Origin of the sequence: Actinoplanes sp. NPDC051346, assembly GCF_040682215.1 — a bacterium.
Lineage (GTDB): Bacteria > Actinomycetota > Actinomycetes > Mycobacteriales > Micromonosporaceae > Actinoplanes.
Genome location: NZ_JBFBAJ010000003.1, coordinates 342032 through 361773, shown reverse-complemented (window position 1 = coordinate 361773; position 19742 = coordinate 342032). Strand labels below are relative to the sequence as shown.

Below are 19742 nucleotides of genomic sequence, written 5' to 3'. Positions count from 1 at the left end.
CGGTACTGTGCGGCTCATGGCCAATCCGCTCACCTCCGACGTGCTCGTCGACCCGGTGGTGCTCACCCGCGCCCTGGTCGACATCGAGTCCGTCTCGCTTGACGAGAAGGTCATCGCGGACTGTGTCGAGGAGGTTCTGCGGCAGGCTCCGCACCTGAGCGTCGATCGTCACCAGAACACCGTGATGGCGCGTACGGGCCTGGGCCGCGAGCAGCGGGTCGTGCTCGCCGGGCATCTCGACACCGTCCCGCTCAACGACAACTTCCCGTCGACCGTCGTCGACGATCTGATCTACGGCTGCGGTACGGCGGACATGAAGTCGGGCGTGGCCCTGGCCCTGCACCTCGCCGCCACCCTGCCCGACCCCCGCTACGACCTGACGTTTCTGTTCTACGAGGCGGAAGAGATCGAGAGCCGGTTCAACGGGCTGAACCTGGTGGCGAAGCACCGTCCGGAGTGGCTCGCCGCCGACTTCGCGGTGCTCCTCGAGCCCACGTACGGCGTGGTCGAGGCCGGCTGTCAGGGCACGATGCGAGCCGTCGTTCGTACGCGGGGGCGCCGCGCGCACACCGCACGGGCCTGGCGCGGGGTGAACGCCATTCACGCCGCCGGTGCCGTATTGCGGCGGCTCGAGGACTATCGAGCGCGGACAGTAACCATCGATGGGTGCACATACCGTGAGGGTCTCAGCGCGGTGCGCATCTCCGGGGGCGTCGCCGGCAATGTGGTGCCCGACGTTTGCTCGGTCGAGGTCAATTTGCGGTTCGCTCCCGATCGGACGCCGGAACAGGCTCTCGCCCACCTGCACGAGGTCTTCGACGGCCTCGACCTGGAGGTGACCGACTCGGCGCCCGGCGCGCTCCCCGGGCTCGACGCGGCGCCGGCGCGGGACTTCCTCGCGGCGGTGGGCGCGGAGCCGGCCGCGAAGCTCGGGTGGACGGACGTGTCCCGCTTCGCGGCGCTGGGCATTCCGGCGTTGAACTACGGTCCCGGCGATCCCCAGCTCGCCCACGCGCCGGACGAGCATGTCGAGATCGGCAAGATCAGGGACGGTGCCGCCACGCTGCATCGCTGGCTGGCGGCGTACTGATGGTCAGGGTTGGGTAGCGCGCGGAATTTCCACGGTGGTCTCGGGGTCGAGGGTCGGATCCGCCGCCGGAGGCGGCAGGGCGAGTGCGATGCGGCGCTCCTCGACCACCAGGCGGATGCGCCTCTGCATGCGACGCTGCATCTTCATTCGCTCGTAACGGGTCATCACGGTGGCTCCTTCGCCGAGATGCCCGGCCGGAGCCGGACGCCGTGCCTGCCGTGCGGGTCGATAGCGTGCGGGTCTGTCACTGTACAGAGGTCGCAGAGCTACCGTCCGTGGCTTCAATCTGGCAAAAAGGCCGCGACGCCGCAATCCTCTTGGCGAAACCCAACCGGATATTCACCGGTTACGGACCGTCCGCACTACCGTGGGTGCCATGACGGACAGCTCACCCGGTCGAAGCCGCTTACCCCAGGAGCGTCATCGCGGCGCCGTCACGCTGCGGCGTGAATCCATTCCGCCGAGCACGGCCGACGAGAAGCTGCTCGATTCCCACCACCGTGGCGAGTGGAAGACCAAGGACGCCTGGCGGGCCCTGCGCATCCTCTCCGAGTTCGTGGAGGGCTTCGACACCCTCGCCGATCTGCCGCCGGCGGTGAGCGTCTTCGGCTCCGCGCGCAGCGCCCCGGACAGCCCGGAGTGTGTGCTGGCCGCGGATCTGGGCGCGGCTCTCGCCGAGGCCGGCCTCGCGGTGATCACCGGCGGCGGCCCGGGCGTGATGGAGGCGGCCAACCGGGGCGCGACCGAGGCCGGCGGCATGTCGGTCGGGCTCGGCATCGAACTCCCCTTCGAGCAGGGCTTGAACGACTGGGTCGACATCGGCATCGACTTCCGCTACTTCTTCGTCCGCAAGACCATGTTCGTCAAGTACGCGCAGGCTTTCGTCGTCCTGCCCGGCGGCTTCGGCACCCTCGACGAGCTCTTCGAGGCGATCACCCTCGTCCAGACCCGCAAGGTCACCCGCTTCCCGGTGATCCTCATGGGAGTGGAGTACTGGAGCGGGCTGCTCGACTGGATCAAGCACCGGCTGCTCGTGGACGGCAAGGTGAGCCAGCAGGACCTGGACCTGATCCTGGTGACCGACGACGTGGCGGAGGCCGTAGCGATGATCGTGAAGGCGGAGGCGGCGGCGTCCGCGGCCGGAAAGCGGTGACGTGGCGGCGATCTGCGTCTTCTGCGCCTCCTCCAGCAGCCTCGACCCCAGGCACCTCGATCTCGCCACCTCCCTCGGCAAGGCCCTCGGGCCCCGCGGTCACTCGTTGGTCTCGGGTGGTGGCCGCGTCGGCATGATGGGCGCGGTCGCCGAGGGCGCCCGAGCCGCGGGGGCGCACACGCTGGGCGTGATCCCGCAGTCTCTCGTGGACCTCGAGGTCGCGGACACCTCGGCGGACGAGTTGATCGTCACCACCGACATGGGCGAGCGCAAGAACATCATGATCGAGCGCTCGGACGCGTTCGTGACCCTGCCCGGCGGACTCGGCACCCTCGACGAGCTGTTCGAGGTGTGGACCACGGCGACCCTCGGTCTGCACCGCAAGCCGATCGTGATCCTGGACCCGGACGGCTTCTACGCCGGCCTGTGGACCTGGCTCGGCGAGATCACCGAGACGGCGTTCGTCCGCCGCCCGGCGCTGGCCCAGGTCACGCTGGTGACCTCGATCGACGCCGCGTTCGACACGATCGAGCGGGCGTCGGGGCTCTGATCAGGGTCCCGCCGCGGACTCCCATTGCCAGAGGATCTCGGTCAACCGGTCCACTCCCGCGGCCAGGTGGCGACGGTAGGTGCTCATCGGCAGGCGCAACAGATCGGCCGCCGCCTGCTGCGTCCCCGCCGGTCGGAGATAGGTGTGATGCAGCGCGCGGTAGGCGGCCCGGTCCCTGGGTGAATCGGCCAGCGTCGCCGCGGCCTGTTCGAAGACGGCCCGCAGCGCCTCGGCCGTCCGTCCGTGGTCGGAGCGTGCGAGGAATCGGCTGGTCAGCAGCGGGCTGGTCGCCAGCCGGTCGACCCGGCCCCATTCCCGCAGGGCCGTACGCACCGCGGCCGTGAAGGCGGCCCGGTCCAGCGGGCCGGACGCGGTCGACGGCTCGGCTTCCACCGGCTCGCCCGAGGTCTCCCGCGAGGCGAGCATGCTCAGCCAGGCGAGTCGCGGCATGCGGCGCCAGTCGTGGCCGAATCCGGCGTACCGGCGGCCGTCGACGGTGAAGTCCGCGTCGTCGGCGCGGGTGAAGCCGACGTACTCGCACATCTGCGCCCAGAGCTCCGGATCGGCGTGGTAGATCAGCGAGTACCCGAGGCCCGGGGTGATCAGGTAGTGGCGTACCGCGTGCAGCGAGATGAGCGCCTGCGTCGGGGAAGGCTGCTGATAGGCCTCGGCGTCGAGCCAGAACCGCAGCAGCGAGACGGCTTCACCGGGTGCCGGCGCGGCGCGTCTGAACGCCGAGGCGGTCGCCGGATCGGCCGGGTTTGCCGCGTGCAGGGTCAGCAACACCGCCACACCCACGGCCGTATCGTCGGCGTCGACCACCGCGTGCACGGCCTCCGGCTGGTGCCGGCACCAGTGGTCGAACAGCGCCGCCGAAGGGGCGCCCTCGTGGCGTCGCACCATCGCGCTCAGTGCCGGCCACCGATGCGGCCCCGCGGTCACCATCCGCAGGTCGCCGCCCGGGCACTGTTGCAGGAACGCGCCGATCACCGGGTTGTCGCGGTGCAGGAACGCGAAGTCCAGCAGGATCCGGCGCTGGTCGTCCGGGGTGGCGCCGGCGAACCGGCGGCGGTAGTAGGCGCCGGCCCGCTGGTGGATCGTCGTGTGCAGCTCCGGGTGTCGCCAGCGTAGATCCCGGGCGAGCACCTCGCGGGCGAGGTCGTGCAGGACCAGGCCGTGCGCGCTCGCCGACATCACCGACAGGCCGCGGAGCCACTCGAACAGTTGGTGCGCGTCCGGCAGTTGCAGCAACTCGGCCAGCAACGGCTCGGTCGTCACGGCGACCTGCGACACCGCGTCGAGGGCCAGGCGGTGCTCCGGGCTCGGTACCGCGTCGACGAGCGCGGCGAGCAGGGTGGCGACCACTTCCGGCCCGCCGGCCGGTGCGGCCGGCGCGCGGTCCTGGGCGCGTACGTCGGCGATCAGCGCCAGCGCCAGGGGATGGCCGTGGGTGAACGCCATCGCGTCGGCGTGCGCCGAGGCGGGTACGCCGCGCCGGGCGAGCAGCATCCCGCTCTCCACCGGATCGAGATTGACCAGGGGCATCGGGTGCAACACGCGCGACCAGCCCGGATCGGTGCGGTATTGCAGCGGCGGCCCGGACCGGCTCGCCACGGCCACCACGGCGTCGGCCGGCAGCTCACCCAGGAGCTCCGTCTCGACCGCCTCATCGGCCAGCACCACGAGTCGATCGCCGTCCGGCATCGCGTCGTCCAGCCACACGACCCGCCGGCCCGCCCGCTCGCCGAGGTCCGCGAACTGATGCAGCAGCGAGGTCTTGCCCACCCCGCCGGGGCCCGAGACCCAGACCAGCGCGCCGCCGTCGCCGGCCAGCAGCTGCGCGAAACCGGTGAGTTCGACTGTACGGCCGACGAAGTCTTGGCGGCGGGCCGTGGCCACCCGGTCGGCGAACCGCGTGCTCATGACCCGAGTCTCGTCCCTTCCCGGCCCGGCGTCTGTCGAAATCCCGACCCGCGAGGGGGTGGGCGCAGTGAGCGGAAAGTGGGCGTGGGTCGGGCGCGGAACGGTCTTTTTTGTGGATGTTCGCCGCCCCTAGCGTCATCGGCGTCAAGGACACACCACCACCCAAGGAGTACGCCATGATCCGCAACCTGAACCGCAGCGCCCTCAGCCGTCACGCCGGGCGTGCGGCGTTCGCCGCCGGCATCGCCGCAGTGGCCCTGGCCGTCGTTCCCCAGGCGGCCTTCGCCTCCGCCGAGGGCTGGGGCGGCACGCTCCGCCCCGGGGAACAGCGGTGCCTGACCGCCAGGGACACCGCCACCTATCAGGTCCGTGCCGACGGGCAGGCAACCGGCGCCGGCGCCAGGTTCAAGGTGACCCGCAACGGCTGGCTCGTCTACGGCACGCCGTCCGGCACCATCTCCGGGTTCGCCTACGAGGGCCGCACCTCGCTCGGCACCTTCGCCGGTCAGGGCAGCTACACCGTCTGCGCGACCAACAACAACGCCACCAACACGCTGGTGAACATCCACATCTACACCGACGGCGACCTTCCGTACTGACAAAGAACCGGTCGTGTACCGCCCGAGGCCCGGGCGGTACACGACCGTATGTCCGCAGTGCCCCGTCCTAGCGGCAGCTACGCCCGTAGTTGACGCAGGCGACGATCTTGTTCATCTGCCTCGTCGAGTTGACGTTGACGAAGTCGTCGTGGTCCGAGAACGGGTTGTGGTCCTCCTCGGGGAACGAGTCGAGCGCGAACTGCCCGCGCACCTGGACGTCCCGCGGAATGTCGTAGGAGATGGTGATCCGCAGCTGCGGGATGGCACGGAAGCCCCGCGGGCAGACCCCGGTGGCCGCGTCGGCGAACGCCACGTGCTTGCGGTGGTTGTCGCTGTCGACGTTCTTGCCGTCCCAGCAGCCGGGGAAGTCGTGCACGCGCTGCACCTGGGACCCCGAGGGGCAGATCGGGTACTTGTCGGAGAGTCGGTCGGTGACACCGGAGCAGGTCCAGGCCGGGCGCGCGTTGGCCGGGCCGCGGCTGGTGGGCTTCGCGTCACCGGTCAGCGCCCGCAGGAACCTCGGCATGGCGACGACCTTGCCGGCGGCGTTGCCGCGGTATTCGATCAGCACGGAGCGGGGCCGCTGAATGGGTCCGGTGTTGTTCGGCAGCTCCAGGTTCCTGCCCTGGGGCTCGGGCAGGGCGGAAGAGCTCGGCTGCGGAGCGGGAGTCGACCCGTTCTGGGCGACAGGCTTGGTGAGCGTGCACTCGGCCATTGCTTCCAGGCCTCGCGGCCGGGCGGCCGCGCGGTCGATGGCGTTCGCGATCCGGTCGAGAACCGCGGTGCGCTGAGCCTTCAGCGGCCCGAGGATGGCGTTGTCCACGAACGCGGCGCCACCCTGCCCACGGGTGGCGAGCAGGCGTTGGTCGGCCGCCGAGATCTGCCGATCCAGGTCGGCCAGGGCCCGGTTGACCTCGTCGAGAGCGGACGCCGGCACGCCGGGCAGCCGGCCGCGCACGGCGGGGCACTGGATCTGAGGCGTCGCGGCGGCCGCGGCGCTCACGGACTTCGCGTGGCTGCCGCCCATGAAGGCGTGCATGGAGTCGTAGCTGACGTCGCAGTCGACGAGCGACACCAACCGCGCCGATCCTGAGCCGCCGGTGATGCTGTTGCTGATCGCCGTGATGAGCTGGGCGCGCCGGCTCCGCAGGGGGTCGATGACCGAGGCGTTGAAAGCGGCGTCGACGCGGCCACGGCTGGCGCTCATCTTCTCGTTCGCGGCGGCGGTCAGCCGGTCCAGTTCGGTCGTCCAGCGGTCCACGGCCGCCTTCGTGCCGGCGGGCACGGCGGCCAGCCGGTCGCGGACACTGGGGCAGGAGACCGTCGGGGTGGCCTTGGCCAGCGCCTGCCCGGTGTCGCCGCTACCCGGGCGGACCGCCGGATCGATCCGCAGCACCGGCCAGAAGTACGACGACTTGTCGCCGTTGCGGCACGTGGTGCCGGAGGCGGCCAGGTCGGCGTCCGACGAGTTCGCGGTGATGGCGAGGTTGCCGACGAAGTCGTGGACGTGCTCGGCGCCGTTGGAGATTCCCGGCTGGGCGACCGGGTTGTCCGGGCTGAACTTGCCGTTGCCGTTGGTGCCGCAGTTGACGACGAACCGGCCGGTGGAGGCGCCCCGGCGGGGTGCCGGCGGACGGACGCCCGGGGTCACCTTCTCGATCGGCACGTACTGGCTCAGCTCCGTGGCCGCGTCGGCGGTGCCCTTGCCGCCGCTGGAAACGAACGTCGCGGTGAGGACGCCGGTCGCGGCGAGCACCGCCACCGCCATCGCGATGCGCGCGGTTCTCCCCGACGCTGTGCCGGCCCCTCTGCTCCTGCCTGTCATCCCTGTCTCCTTGCCTCGCGTCCCGCGTTGTGCGCGGCTCGACGGTCAGCTGTACGGGACCGACGGAAGCAACGGACGGGCATCCAGCCATTGGTCAGCAGACGGTAAGAATCTCGGGTAGCTGGTCATCGACTGATTTGCACGTATCGACTAGGCATGGGCGTATGCGCAGAATTTTCATCGCGGCCGCGCTCGCCACGGCCCTGGTAGCGGGAGCCGGCGCACCAGCCTGGGCCGCGCCCCCATCCCAGCCCGCCGCCCCGCGCGACGGCTGGTCCGTAGCCGGCGGCAAGCTGACCTGGCGCTCGGACAAGCGGGTGCCGATGGGCGACGCCGCCATCGAGTTCTTCTCCGGCGACCGGCTGCTCGGCCGCCCGAATCCCCAGCCTGACCAGCGGACCTTCACCCTGGACCTCGACCGGGTCGGCAGCCTCGACGGACTGTCCGTCCGCGCCGGCGGCAAGCGCCTGGACGCCCCGGCGCCGCAGGCCCTCCGCCGGGCCCTGGCGGAGGTCAAGGTTCCGGCCGCCCAGGCCGCCAACCCGGTCGACCCAGGCGTCAAGGGCCCGTACCGGACGGTTCGCGGCGAGTATGCGCTCGACGGCGTCAAGCTTCCCGACTTCCCCGCGAAGGTCGAGATGCAGGCCGTCGTGGTCGCACCGCGGAACGCCCAAGGCAAGCGCCCACTCGCGCTCTTCCTGCATGGACGCCACTCGGTCTGCTTCAAGGGCGCCGACGAGGACGCGCCGCAGGACTGGCCGTGCCCGGCCGGCACCGCGCCGATCCCGAGCCACCGCGGTTACCTCCAGGCCCAGGAGTTGCTGGCCTCCCAGGGCTACATCACCGTCTCGATCTCGGCCAACGGCATCAACGGCCAGGACTACGCCGCCGAGGACGGCGGCGCCCAGGCCCGCTCGTCCCTGGTGCGCCAGCACCTCGCGAGGTGGGCCGATTGGGCCGGCACCGCCCGGGCCGGCGCACCGGCGATCGTGCGCTCCGCGCCCCGCGCCGACCTGTCCAAGGTGTTCCTCATGGGCCACTCCCGTGGCGGTGAGGGCGTGAGCCGGGCCGCGATGGACACGCTCACCCCGCCGCCGTCAGCCCAGGACGGATATCGCGGCAAGGCGCGCTGGACCATCCGCGGCCTGCTGCTCATCGGCCCGACGATCTTCGGGCAGAACCCGGTGCCGGACGTGCCGTCCGCGACGATCCTGCCCGGCTGCGACGGCGACGTCTCCGACCTCCAGGGCCAGATCTTCGTCGACGAGACCCGCGGCGTCAGCCGCGGCGCCGCCCTGCACAGTTCGCTGTACATGGTCGGCGCCAACCACAACTTCTTCAACACCGAGTGGACGCCGGGGCAGTCGGCGGCGCCGTCGTGGGACGACTTCTTCGGCGAGAACGACCCGGTCTGCTCGCCGGGAACGCCGACGCGGCTCACCGCGCGGCAGGAGCAGACCGCCGGTGCCACGTACATCGCGGCCGCGGCGCGACTGTTCGTCGCGGGTGACGACCGGGTGCGCCCGCTGCTCGACGGCGGCGGCGTCCGCGCGCCCTCGGCCGACCCGGCCCGGGTGCTCAGCCACGCCCTCGGCGCGCAGCGCACCCCGACGCTGATCCCGGACGAGTCCGTGACGACCGGCGGCGGCGCCCGCATCTGCACCCAGGTCAGCGACGACGCCAACAACGCCTGCGTCGCCCCGGACGGTGGCGCGCGCTCGGCGCACTTCGTGCCCTTCACCGCCACGCCCGAGCCGGGCCGCTACGCCGCGAGGCTCGACTGGACCGCGGCGGGCACCCCGCTGACCCTGGCACCCCGCCGGCCGGTCTCCGTCGCCGGCGCCCGCGACCTGGCGCTGCGCCTGATGGTCCCGCCGAACACCACCGGCACTCGCTTCGGCGTCGCCGTCGTCGGGCCGGACGGGCGGCGTACGGCCCTGGGCGAGGTGGCGGTCGACGGCCTGCCGGGCAGCGACAACACCACCTCCTACTGGGCCCGCGAGGTGCGCGTGCCGCTCAAGGGTCTGCGCGGCAAGATCGCGAAACTCGTACTCGTCCCGCGCGGCCCCGCCGGCCAGGCCTGGCTGATCGACGCGTGGGGCTGGCGGCCGGGAACGCCCGCGCCGCGGCAGACCTCCTTGCCCCGAGTCGACCTCGGCACCCTCACCGTCGACGAGGGCGACTCCGGCACCCGCACCTACAGCGTCCCGGTCAAGGTCACCGGGCGTGGCCACGGCCAGGTCCGGCTCTTCCTCACCCACTCGGAGACGTTCGAGACGACGTCGCGGCTGGTCACCGTACGCCCCGGCGACCGGGCGATCCGCGTCCCGGTCAAGGTGCGCGGCGACAAGCTCCACGGCCAGGGCGAGGACACGATGCTGGCCGCCAAGGCGGAACGCGGCCTGGTGGTCGGCGCCTACTCCGGCGGCGTCCGGGTCCTCGACGACGACCCCGCGCCGACCCTCTCGATCGCGCCAGTGACCGAGCGGGTGGCCGAGGGCGGCAAGCTCGCCTGGCGAGTCACGCTGTCGGCTCCGGCCGAGACGTCCATCGCCGTCTGGGCCGGCCCGAAGACGCCGGCCACCGGCACGGAGCTGTCGAGCACCGACGTCGAACCCGGATGGTTCCAGGAGTTCGGGTTCGAGGATCCGGAGCCGTCGCGCCCGCTGTCGCAGACCCCGCTCGGCGTGTACGCGATGGTCGAGGCCGGCGAGACCGCCAAGGAGCTCACCGTGCCGACGATCACCGACGGCGCGGCCGAGCCCGACGAACTCGTCGAGCTGCACTTCGAGGAGAGCACCGGGCTCAAGCCGGTCACCGGCACCGTCACCGACTGAGCCCACTCACCCTTGGGAGAACCGCACCATGTTTCCGGACGGGTCGCGGAAGGCGCAGTCCCGCACACCGTACGGTTGGTCGATGGGCTCCTGGAGCACATCGGCCCCGGAGGCGCGTACCTTCTCGAAGGTCTTGTCGCAATCATCGGTGCGGAAGATGATCCCCGGCAGCAGTCCCTTGGCCAGCAGGTCGGCGGTGGTGCGCCGATCCGCCTCCGAGGTGTGCGGAAAGTACCCGGGGATCTCCAGGCCGATCTCGACCTCCGGTCGGCCCGGGGCGCCCAGTGTCAGCCAGCGGTTGTCCTCGAACTCGACGTCGTTGCGGACCTCGAGCCCCACCACATCCCGATAGAAGGCGAGGGCGGCGTCGTAGTCGTGGACGATGAGAAAGCAGTGTGACAGCGAAATCGTCATGTGGTTCACGCTAGGACCCGCTCCCGCCGGGAGCTTCTCGAAAGCTGACCGATCGGGTGTCACGCCGGGGACGGGAGTCCGCCCGCCCCCGGCGTGACCGGGACCTCGGCATCCCGCCCGCCCCCGGCGTGACCAGGGACCTCGACGGCCCGCCGGGCGACGCGGGGGCGCGCCGAGGCACGCTCTGACCCCGACGAACGCGACGGGTGTCGGGGGTGTCGTTCGTGCTCGTCGTCGCGGGCCCACGGCGACCCGCGACGACGAGGCCTCTGCCGGCGGGGAGGCCCGGCACCTGGCGCTAGATGGGTTTAGCTAGACCCTGCTCCGGCCGTGGACGGACGTCAAGGCCTATCGATCTCGGCCGCGCTAGGACGATTCGCGAAAGGTGCGTATCGCCGTCGGGCGCTTCGACCGCACGTGGAAGACTCAGGGGCATGCCCCCGCAACGGGCGACCCTGTTACAGGTCGCACAGCGGGCCGGCGTGTCTCGCAGCACGGCGTCTTTCGTCCTCGCCGGACGCCACCTGGACATGCGGATCTCCGAAGACGCCCGGCAGCGGGTCCTCCGGGCGGCCCAGGAGCTGGACTACCGGCCCAACCTCATGGCCCGAAGCCTGCGGACGAAAGTCACCAGGACCGTCGCGCTGGTCTCCGACACGCTCGCGTCCGATCCGTACGCCGGACGCGCGATCCACGGCAGCCTCGCCGCGGCGGTCGCGCACGACCACCTGCTCTTCATCGGTGAGACCGAGGGCGACTCGGTCGTCGAGGAGAAGCTCATCGCGGACTTCCTGGACCGGCAGGTCGACGCCTTCGTGTACGCCAGCATGTTCACCCGCCACGTCCGGGTGCCCAAACAGCTCAAGGGTCGGGCCGTCGTCCTGCTCAACTGCCTGACCCGGGCGGCGCGGCCGGCGTACCACTCGGTCATACCGGACGAGTCCGCGGCCGGATGCGCCGCCGCCCGGACCCTCGTCGAGGCCGGCCACCGCGAGGGCATCTACCTGGTCGGCAAGCCGGCCCACCACGTCTTCGCCGGCCGCGAGCGCGTCGCCGGAATCCGGGAAGGCTTCGGCGCCGTCGGCATCCGGCTCGCCGGAAACATCGACTGCGACTGGTGGCCTGAACCGGCGTACGACGCGGTGCGGCGGGCCCTGGCCGACGGACTCGCCCCGAAGGCGCTGATCTGCCTCAACGACCGGGTCGCCCTCGGTGCCTACCAGGCGCTGCGCGAGGCGGGCCGGACCATCCCCGACGACGTGTCGGTGCTGTCCTTCGACGACTCCGACCTCGCCGCCTGGCTGCGCCCGCAGCTGACCAGCATCGCGCTGCCGCACTACGAGCTCGGCTGGAAGGCCGTGGAACTGCTCCTCGGCGAGCCTCGGGATCCGGCGGTGCACCGGGTGCCCATGCCCGTACGCCTACGAGCCTCGGTCGGCAAACCCTGACGGGTTTTCTGTCATAGCTGCGTGGTCTCATTGGTGCCGTGACCTCGACTCCCGCGGCAGTGCGCCGGCCGGCCTACCGGCTGGTGCGTCGCCGGTCACCCGTCGTGGCCGCACTGCTCGCGGACCCCCTGCAGGAGCACGTCGTGGCGCACACCGACGGTCCCCTGCTGGTCGTCGGCGGCCCCGGCACGGGCAAGACCACGGTGCTCGTCGAGGCGGTCGCCGAGCGCATCGCGGCGGGAATCGACCCGGAGAAGATTCTGGTGCTGACGTTCGGCCGCCGGGGCGCCATGGCCCTGCGGGACCGCATCGAGGCGCGGATCGCCGGCCCGACATTCCACGAGCCGCTGGTGCGCACCTTCCATGCGTACGCGTTCGGCCTGCTGCGGCGCGTCGCCACCGAGCGCGGTGAGCCGTCGCCCCGGCTGCTGACCGGCCCGGAGCAGGACCTCATCATCCGCGAGCTGCTCGAAGCGGTCGGCGACGACACGGTGCCCGACGCCGTGCACTGGCCCGAGGCGCTACGCCCGGCCCTGCCGACCCGCGCGTTCGCCCAACAGCTGCGCGACCTTATGCAGCGTGCCGCCGAGCGGGGAATCGGCCCGGTCGAGCTCGCCCGGCTCGGCGAAAGAGTCGGCCGCGACGACTGGCCGGCCGCCGCACGCTTCCTGAGGGAATACGTCGCGGTGCTCGCGCTGCGCGACGTGACCACCCGGGGATCGACGGCGTATGACCCGGCGGAGCTGGTCCGGGCCGCCGCCGGCCTGCTCCGCGACGACCCCGCGCTGCTGGAGGCGGAACGCCGCCGGCTCGCACACATCTACGTCGACGAGCTGGCCGACACCGACCCCGCCCAGATGGAGCTGCTGTCGCTGATCGCCGGGGGCGGCAAGCCCCTCGTGGCATTCGGCGACCCGGATTCCTCGATCTACGGCTTCCGCGGCGCCGACCCGGAGGCGGTCAGCGCGTTTCCGACCCGCTTCCGCACGCCGTCCGGGGCGCTCGCCGAGACCGTCACGCTGCATACGAGCTATCGCGCCGGATCCGCGCTGCTCACTTCGACGAGCCGGGTCGCGCGCCGGATGCGCGGCCGACCCGGCCACCGGTGGCTCCAGCCTCCCTCCGCGACTTCCGCCGCCTCTCCTCCTCTCGCCGCCGGGCCTTCCACTGCGGCGTCCTCTGTCTCCCCGGCACCCGCCGCGTCCTCCGCGACTTCCGCCGCCGGGTCTTCCGCCGCCGGGTCTTCCGCCGCCGGGCCTTCGGCCGCCGGGTCTTCCGCCGCCGGGCCTTCCGCCCCCGCGCCTTCCGCTGCGTCCTCCGCTTCCCCGGTCGGCTTTCGGGCTGACTCCCTTGGTTCGGGGGGCTCTGACGGCCCGGCCAACATTGGTGGTCTGGCCGGATCGGGGATCACGCCGGGCGCGGTGGTGCGGACATTTCGGTCGGCGACCAGCGAGACCGCCTTCGTCGCCCACGCGTTGCGGGAGGCGCACCTGCTGCACGGGGTGCCGTGGTCGCGGATGGCCGTGTTGCTGCGCTCGACCAGCCTGCAACTGCCCTCCCTGCAGCGGGGGCTCTCCGCCGCGGGCGTGCCCACCGTGACCCACGCCGAGGATCTGCCGCTGCACCTGCAGCCGGCCGTCGCGCCGTTCCTCCTGCTGCTGCGTTGCGCTCTCGACCCGAAGGCCCTCGACGAGGAGGCCGCGGTCGCCCTGCTGCACTCCCCGCTCGGCGGCGCCGATCCGCTGGCCGAGCGGCGGCTGCGGCAGGGGCTCCGCGCCCTCGCCCTGGCGGCCGGTGACCGGCGGCCCTCCGGCGAACTGCTCGTCGACGCCATCCGCGACCCGGCCGGCCTCGACATGGTCGAGCGACGCTGGGCGATGCCCGCGCAGAACGTGGCCCGGCTCATCGCCATCGCCCGCGAGTCCGCCGCCGAAGCGGGCGCGACCGCCGAGCAGGTGCTCTGGGCCGTCTGGCACGCCAGCGGCCTCGCCGACCGCTGGTATGCGCTGAGCACCCGCGGCGCCCCCGTCGAGCCCGGCGGTGAGGGCGGCCGTGCGCGCCAGTGGCGGGCCGAGGCCGCCGACCGCGACCTCGACGCGATGGTGGTCCTCTTCGACGCGGCGGCCCGGTTCGTCGACCGGCTGCCGGGGGCCCGCACGGAGGTCTTCCTGGACCACGTCCTCGGTCAGGACCTCCCGGCCGACTCCATCGCCCCCTCGGCCGACCGGGGCGAGGCCGTGCGCCTGCTCACCGCGCACGCCGCCAAAGGCCTGGAGTGGGACGTGGTGGTGCTGGCCGGCGTGCAGGAGGGCATCTGGCCCGACCTGCGGCTGCGCGGCAGCCTCCTCGGCTCCGAACGCCTGGTCGACATCATCGCCGGCCGTGCCGCCTCGGGAGCGGCAGCGGTCGTCGGACAGACCTCGGCCCTGCTGGACGAGGAACGCCGGCTGTTCTACGTGGCGGCCACCCGGGCCCGGCAGCGCCTCGTCGTGACGGCGGTCGCCTCGGCGAGCGTCGGCGGCTCCGACGGCGAGGAACAACCGAGCCGATTCCTCGCCGAACTGGCCCTACCCGACCAGCGCGGCGACGGCGACCCACCGGCACCGCGAAACCCACCCGACCCCAGCCCACCCGACCCCAGCCCACCCGACCCCAGCCCACCCGACCCCAGCCCACCCGACCCCAGCCCTGACCCGGCCAGCCCCGACCCGGCCCACGCCGGCTCCGGCCCGGCCCACGCCGGCTCTGGCACGGCCAACGCCGGCTCCGGCCCGGCCAACGCCGGCTCCGGCACGGCCAACGCCGGCTCCGACCCGGGTCAGGCCGGCCCCGGCCCGGCCGGTCCTGCTTCCGGCTTGCTGGATTCCGGTCCCGGGCCGGCGGGTTCCGGTCCTGGCCCGGCCGGTCCAGGTAGCGGTCCGATCGACCTGCGCCACCCCGATGCGGGCCCGGCTGATTCGGGCGCGGCCGAGACCGGCTCGACTGTGTCCTCGGTTGCGGGTGCCGAGTCGGTGGGTGCCAAGTCGGCGGGCATTGAGTCGGTGGGTGCCGAGTTGGTGGGTGCCGAGTCCGCGGGCGTTGAGTTGGTGGGTGCCGAGTCCGCGGGCGTTGAGTTGGTGGGTGCCGAGTCCGCGGGCGTTGAGTTGGTGGGTGCCGAGTCCGCGGGCGTCGAGTTGGTGGGTGCCGAGTCTGCGGGTGCCGAGCCGGCCGGCGTCGAGGTCGAGGTGCCGGTGGGGCGGCCACCGCGGGCGCTTACCCTGGCCGCGCTGGTGGCCGAGCTGCGTACCGTCGTCATCGCCGCGGATGCGGCGCCCGGCCGGCGGCATGCCGCGGCGGCCGAACTGGCGCGGCTCGCCAAGGCCGGCGTTCCGGGCGCCCACCCCGACGAGTGGTGGGGACTCAAGCCGCTCTCCGACGACCGCCCGCTGGCCGACGAGGGCGAGCCGGTCAAGGTGACCCCGTCCGCCATGGAGAGCGCGCTGCGGTGCAGCCTGCGCTGGCTGCTCGAACGCCATGGCGGCGCGGCGCCCGCGGGGCCCGCTCAGGGTGTGGGCAACCTGGTGCATGCCGCCGCCATGCTGGCCGAGGATGCGAACGCCGACCGCGAGCGGCTCGTCGAGTACGTCTCGGCCCGGTTCGACGCTATCGAGCTGGCCGCGCGGTGGCTGGCCGGTCCGGAGCAGGAACGTGCCCAGGGCATGGTCGACAAGCTGCTGCGCTGGCTTGCCCGCAATCCGCGCCGGCTGTTGGCCATCGAACATGAGTTCACCGTGCGGCTCGGGGACGAGTCGCGGCCCATTCAGCTCACGGGCCGGGTCGACCGCCTGGAGATCGACGAACAGGGCCGCCTGGTGGTCATCGACCTCAAGACCGGCAAGAGCACCGCCGTCTCCGCCGGGGAGGTCGAGGACCACGCCCAGCTCGCCGGCTACCAGGCCGCCGTGGACGCGGGGGCGTTCGACGCCCTGAGCGAGGGCGCCGAGAGTGGGGGCGCGGCGCTGGTGCAGCTCGGCCCGAGCAAGGAGGCGCGCGAGCAGTTGCAGGTGCCGCTCGCCGAGGCCGAGGACCCCAACTGGGCGTATGCGATGGTTCGCCGCACCGCCGACACCATGGCCGCCGCCACCTTCTCCGCGGTCGCCAACGCGAAGTGCCGGGTCTGCCCGGTCCGGACGAGCTGCCCGATCAGCGGCCACGGTCGCCAGGTCGTCGAGCCCGGCCCCGAGGCGGCCGGCCGATGAGATCGCGCGGGTGGACCCGCAGGTGGCTGCCAAGCCTCGCGCTGCGTCGACCGCCGGCGACAGCGCCGAACCCCGTGGACATCCGATGACCCAGCCGAGCCTTTTCACCGACGCGACGCCTCGGCCGCGCCGGCGTGCCGACGCCGGTCCCCGGTACACGCCGGTCGAGCTCGCGAAGCTGCTGCGGCTGCACGCGCCCACGCCGGAACAGGCCGCGATCATCGCGGCGCCGGTCGAACCGTTGCTGGTCGTCGCGGGTGCCGGCTCCGGAAAGACCGAGACCATGGCGTCGCGGGTGGTCTGGCTCGTCGCCAACGGGTACGCCCATCCCGACCAGATTCTCGGCCTCACGTTCACCCGCAAGGCCGCCGGCGAACTGGCCCACCGCGTCCGTACCCGGCTCGGCCAGCTCGTGCGCCGCCTCGGACAGCAGGATGCGCTGGCCGGGGAGCCGACGGTCGCCACCTACCATTCGTACGCGGCCCGCATCGTCACCGAGCACGGACTGCGCGCCGGATACGAGCCGTCCGCTCGGCTGCTCACCGAGGCCGCCAGATGGCAGATCGTGGACTCGCTCGTACGCTCGTACACGGGAGAAATGACCGGCCTCAACCGCGCGCCCGGGACGGTGACCGACGATGTGCTCGCGCTCGCCGGCGAGCTCGCCGAGCATCTCGTGGCGCCGGACGAACTGGCCGCCTGGACCGGCCGCTTCTTCGCCGAGGTGCAGTCGCTGCCCGGCCGGGTCTACAAGGACGTCACCGACGCACTGCACCGCCAGCAGCAGCGCCTGACCCTGCTGCCTCTGGTCCGCCTCTACGACCAGCGCAAACTCGACATCGAGGCGATGGACTTCGGGGACCAGCTGGCCCGCGCCGCGCGGGTCGCCCGGGATCATCCCGAGGTCGGCGAGATCGAACGCGGGCGCTACAAGATCGTGCTGCTCGACGAGTACCAGGACACCAGCCACGCCCAGGTGGTGCTGCTCAACGCGCTCTTCGGCGGCGGGCACCCGGTCACCGCGGTCGGCGACCCGTGCCAGTCCATCTATGGCTGGCGGGGGGCGTCGGCGGGCACCCTCGACCGCTTCCCGGCCGAGTTCACCGGGCCCGGCGGGCGCGAGGCGTGGGTGCTCAACCTGACCCGGAGCTGGCGAAACCGCCCGGAGATCCTCCAGGTCGCCAACGCCCTGTCGCGGCCGCTGCGCGCCGCCGGCGCCCGCGTCGCCGAGCTCATCCCGGCCCAGCGGGTGGCCGATCGCGTCGGCGGGCGGACGGTCGCGTGCGCGCTGCTTAATACGTACGCGGAAGAAGCGCAGTGGATCGCCGACTCGATGCTGGCCGCGTGGCGGGCGGCTGCCCGGCTGCCGGAGGCGGCGCCCGCCGAGATCCCGCTGGAGCGGCGGCCGACCAGCGCGGTCCTGGTCCGGGTCCGCAGCCAGATCCCGGCGATCGAGGAGGCGCTGCGCTCGGCGGGCCTGCCGGTCGAGGTGGTCGGCCTCGGCGGCCTGCTCGACACCCCGGAGGTACGCGACGTCGTCTGCACGCTGCGGGTGCTGGCCGACCCGACCGACGGCGCGGCGCTGCTGCGACTGCTCACCGGCGCCCGCTGGCGCATCGGTCCCCGTGACCTCGTGGCGCTGCACCGTCGGGCGCGGGCCATCGCCGCGGCCCGCGTCGCCGGCACCACCGGGGACGACCCCCAGCAGGTGGTCGGGGACCGGCTTGACGACGCCACGCTGGTCGAGGCGATGGCCGATCTCGGTGCGCCTCAGCAGTTCTCGCAGGAGGGTTATCCGCGGCTGCGGGCGTACAGCAGGGAATTGGCCGAGCTGAGGCACCGCCTGGACCAACCGCTGCCCGACCTCGTCGCCGACATCGAACGCACCATCGGCCTGGACGTGGAGGTGGCCGTCCGCGGCTGGGGCGCGGGCGACGCGGGCCTGGCCCGCGGCCACCTCGACGCCCTCGGCGACGTCGCGGCCCGGTACGCGGGTGACACCGACGGCGGCACCATCGCGGGCTTCCTCGCCTTCCTGACCGCGGCCGAAGAGGAGGAACGAGGCCTCGCCCCCGGTCAGGTCGACGTGATCGAGGGCGCCGTGCAGATCCTCACCGCGCACGCGGCCAAGGGCCTGGAATGGGACGTCGTCTCGGTGGCGGGCCTCACCAAGAACGTGTGGCCCGGCATCACCCGCGGTTCCGACAACTACCTGGGCGGCATCGGCGTGCTGCCGTTCCCCCTGCGCGGCGACGCGTCGGGCCTGCCGGCGCTCGACCTGTCCTCCGCGGCGGATCAGAAGGACGCGGCCGCGGCCCTGGCGGCGTTCGGCCGGGCCTGGCGGGAGCACGACGAACGGGAGGAACGGCGGCTGGCGTACGTGGCGGTGACCCGTCCCCGGAGGCTGCTGCTCGCGTCGGGCTATTGGTGGGGAGACGCGGTGAAGCGCCCCCGCGGCCCGTCGGTGTTCCTGGAGGAGGTCCGGGCTACTTGTCTCGAGGGAGCCGGCACGGTCGAACACTGGACCCCGGAGCCACCGGGCGACGCGGCCAACCCCTCGGCCGAGCTCGTGGCCACGGCGGAGTGGCCCTCGGACCCGTTGGGGCCGCGCCGCCCGGCTATGGCGGCCGCGGCGGACCTGATCCGGCGCATGATCGCGGCGCCTACGCCGGAGGCCGCCGCGGCGTTCGTCGAGCTGGCGGAGGGGGCTGCGGAGGTTGGCGCGCGGGCGGGCTTCGCCGCTGACCTCGTCGGACTCGCCGAGCAAGGCGATCCGTCAGCGGCGGCCGGCGGCGTTTCGTCAGCGGCTGGTGTGGTGCCGGCTGCGGCTGGTGTGGTGCCGGCTGGGGATGGCGTGGCTGGTGTGGCGCCGGCTGCGGGTGGTGCAGTGCCGGCTGGGGACGGCTCGGGGGAGGATCCGGACATTTCTCGCTGGCGGCGGGAGGCGACGCTCTTGTTGGCCGAGCGCGAGGAACGGGCCCGGCGCGATGGCCCGCTCGAGGTTGCCCTGCCGCCGCATCTGTCGGTCTCGCAGCTGGTCGTGCTGCGCCGCGACTCGCAGCTGCTGGCCCGCTCCCTGCGCCGCCCGCTGCCTCATCGCCCCGCGCCTTACGCCCGGCGCGGCACGGCGTTCCACGCCTGGCTGGAGCGGCGCTTCGGCTCGGTCCGGCTGCTCGACCTCGACGAACTACCCGGCGCCGCCGACGACGATGCGGCGGCCGACGAGGAGCTGGCCGCCCTGCAAGAGGCCTTCCTGGCCGGCGAATGGTCCGGACGGACGCCGGTGGAGGTCGAAGTGCCGTTCGCCACCACGGTGGCCGGAGTCGTGATCCGGGGGCGGATGGACGCGGTCTTCGCCGAGCCCGGCGGCCGCTACGACGTGATCGACTGGAAGACCGGCCGGCGCCCCGCAGCCGCCGATGCCGCCGCGGCGACGGTGCAGCTCGCGGCGTATCGGATTGCTTGGGCGGCGCTGGCCGGGGTGCCGGTGTCGCGGGTGCGGGCCGGCTTCCACTACGTCCGCGACGGGGTGACCGTGCGCCCGGCCGACCTGTTGGATGCCGACGGCCTCGCCGCGCTGATTACCGACATTCCGGAATCAAGTCTCTCGTCCGCCACTGGCGAGCGGCCCGGCGGCGAGCAGACTCGCGACGAGTAGGCTCACG

Annotated in this window: 12 protein-coding genes; 8 read left to right on the top strand and 4 right to left on the bottom strand. The window is 72.8% G+C overall.

Annotated features, from left to right (window positions below; all coding sequences use genetic code 11):
• The first annotated feature begins 16 nt into the window (after positions 1–16).
• Positions 17–1090: a succinyl-diaminopimelate desuccinylase gene (gene dapE, locus AB0M36_RS09935; protein ID WP_364154972.1), complete on the top strand. Its 1074-nt coding sequence runs from the start codon at positions 17–19 to the stop codon at positions 1088–1090.
• A gap of 3 nt (positions 1091–1093) precedes the next feature.
• On the opposite strand, the gene AB0M36_RS09930 is transcribed toward dapE, so the two are convergent.
• Positions 1094–1255: a hypothetical protein gene (locus AB0M36_RS09930; protein WP_364154971.1), complete on the bottom strand. Its 162-nt coding sequence runs from the start codon at positions 1253–1255 to the stop codon at positions 1094–1096.
• Between the two features lie 211 nt (positions 1256–1466).
• Here AB0M36_RS09930 and AB0M36_RS09925 point away from each other — a divergent pair, with 211 nt between their 5' ends.
• Positions 1467–2243 carry a TIGR00730 family Rossman fold protein gene (locus AB0M36_RS09925; RefSeq protein WP_364154969.1) on the top strand — a complete coding sequence of 259 codons (777 nt, stop codon included), beginning with the start codon at positions 1467–1469 and terminating at the stop codon, positions 2241–2243.
• Between the two features lies 1 nt (position 2244).
• Complete coding sequence (locus AB0M36_RS09920; protein ID WP_364154967.1) at positions 2245–2793, top strand: TIGR00730 family Rossman fold protein; 549 nt, start codon at positions 2245–2247, stop codon at positions 2791–2793.
• Here the strand turns inward: AB0M36_RS09920 and AB0M36_RS09915 are convergent, their stop codons facing one another.
• Positions 2794–4716 carry a hypothetical protein gene (locus AB0M36_RS09915; protein ID WP_364154965.1) on the bottom strand — a complete coding sequence of 641 codons (1923 nt, stop codon included), beginning with the start codon at positions 4714–4716 and terminating at the stop codon, positions 2794–2796.
• A gap of 116 nt (positions 4717–4832) precedes the next feature.
• On the opposite strand from AB0M36_RS09915, the gene AB0M36_RS09910 reads away from it, so the two are divergent.
• Complete coding sequence (locus AB0M36_RS09910) at positions 4833–5315, top strand: hypothetical protein (protein WP_364154963.1); 483 nt, start codon at positions 4833–4835, stop codon at positions 5313–5315.
• A gap of 67 nt (positions 5316–5382) precedes the next feature.
• Here AB0M36_RS09910 and AB0M36_RS09905 read toward each other — a convergent pair whose 3' ends face one another.
• A complete protein-coding gene (locus AB0M36_RS09905) occupies positions 5383–7140 on the bottom strand; it encodes a DUF1996 domain-containing protein (protein ID WP_364154961.1) in 1758 nt (585 codons plus the stop codon).
• Between the two features lie 164 nt (positions 7141–7304).
• Between AB0M36_RS09905 and AB0M36_RS09900 the strand changes: the two genes are divergently transcribed.
• Positions 7305–9977 (top strand): hypothetical protein, encoded by a 2673-nt coding sequence (locus AB0M36_RS09900; protein WP_364154959.1) that lies wholly within the window; start codon positions 7305–7307, stop codon positions 9975–9977.
• Between the two features lie 6 nt (positions 9978–9983).
• On the opposite strand, the gene AB0M36_RS09895 is transcribed toward AB0M36_RS09900, so the two are convergent.
• The gene (locus AB0M36_RS09895; RefSeq protein ID WP_364154957.1) at positions 9984–10391 is read right to left on the bottom strand and encodes a VOC family protein; all 408 of its coding nucleotides are present in this window, start codon (positions 10389–10391) and stop codon (positions 9984–9986) included.
• A 434-nt stretch (positions 10392–10825) separates the two neighbouring features.
• Here AB0M36_RS09895 and AB0M36_RS09890 point away from each other — a divergent pair, with 434 nt between their 5' ends.
• The 3 genes from AB0M36_RS09890 to AB0M36_RS09880 all read left to right on the top strand — a co-directional run bounded on the left by AB0M36_RS09890 (position 10826) and on the right by AB0M36_RS09880 (position 19735).
• Positions 10826–11839 (top strand): LacI family DNA-binding transcriptional regulator, encoded by a 1014-nt coding sequence (locus tag AB0M36_RS09890; RefSeq protein ID WP_364154955.1) that lies wholly within the window; start codon positions 10826–10828, stop codon positions 11837–11839.
• 38 nt (positions 11840–11877) lie between these two features.
• On the top strand, positions 11878–16077 hold the full coding sequence (locus tag AB0M36_RS09885; protein WP_364154953.1) for an ATP-dependent DNA helicase: 4200 nt from the start codon (positions 11878–11880) through the stop codon (positions 16075–16077).
• Between the two features lie 85 nt (positions 16078–16162).
• Positions 16163–19735: an ATP-dependent DNA helicase gene (locus AB0M36_RS09880; protein ID WP_364154952.1), complete on the top strand. Its 3573-nt coding sequence runs from the start codon at positions 16163–16165 to the stop codon at positions 19733–19735.
• The last annotated feature ends 7 nt before the right edge of the window (positions 19736–19742 follow it).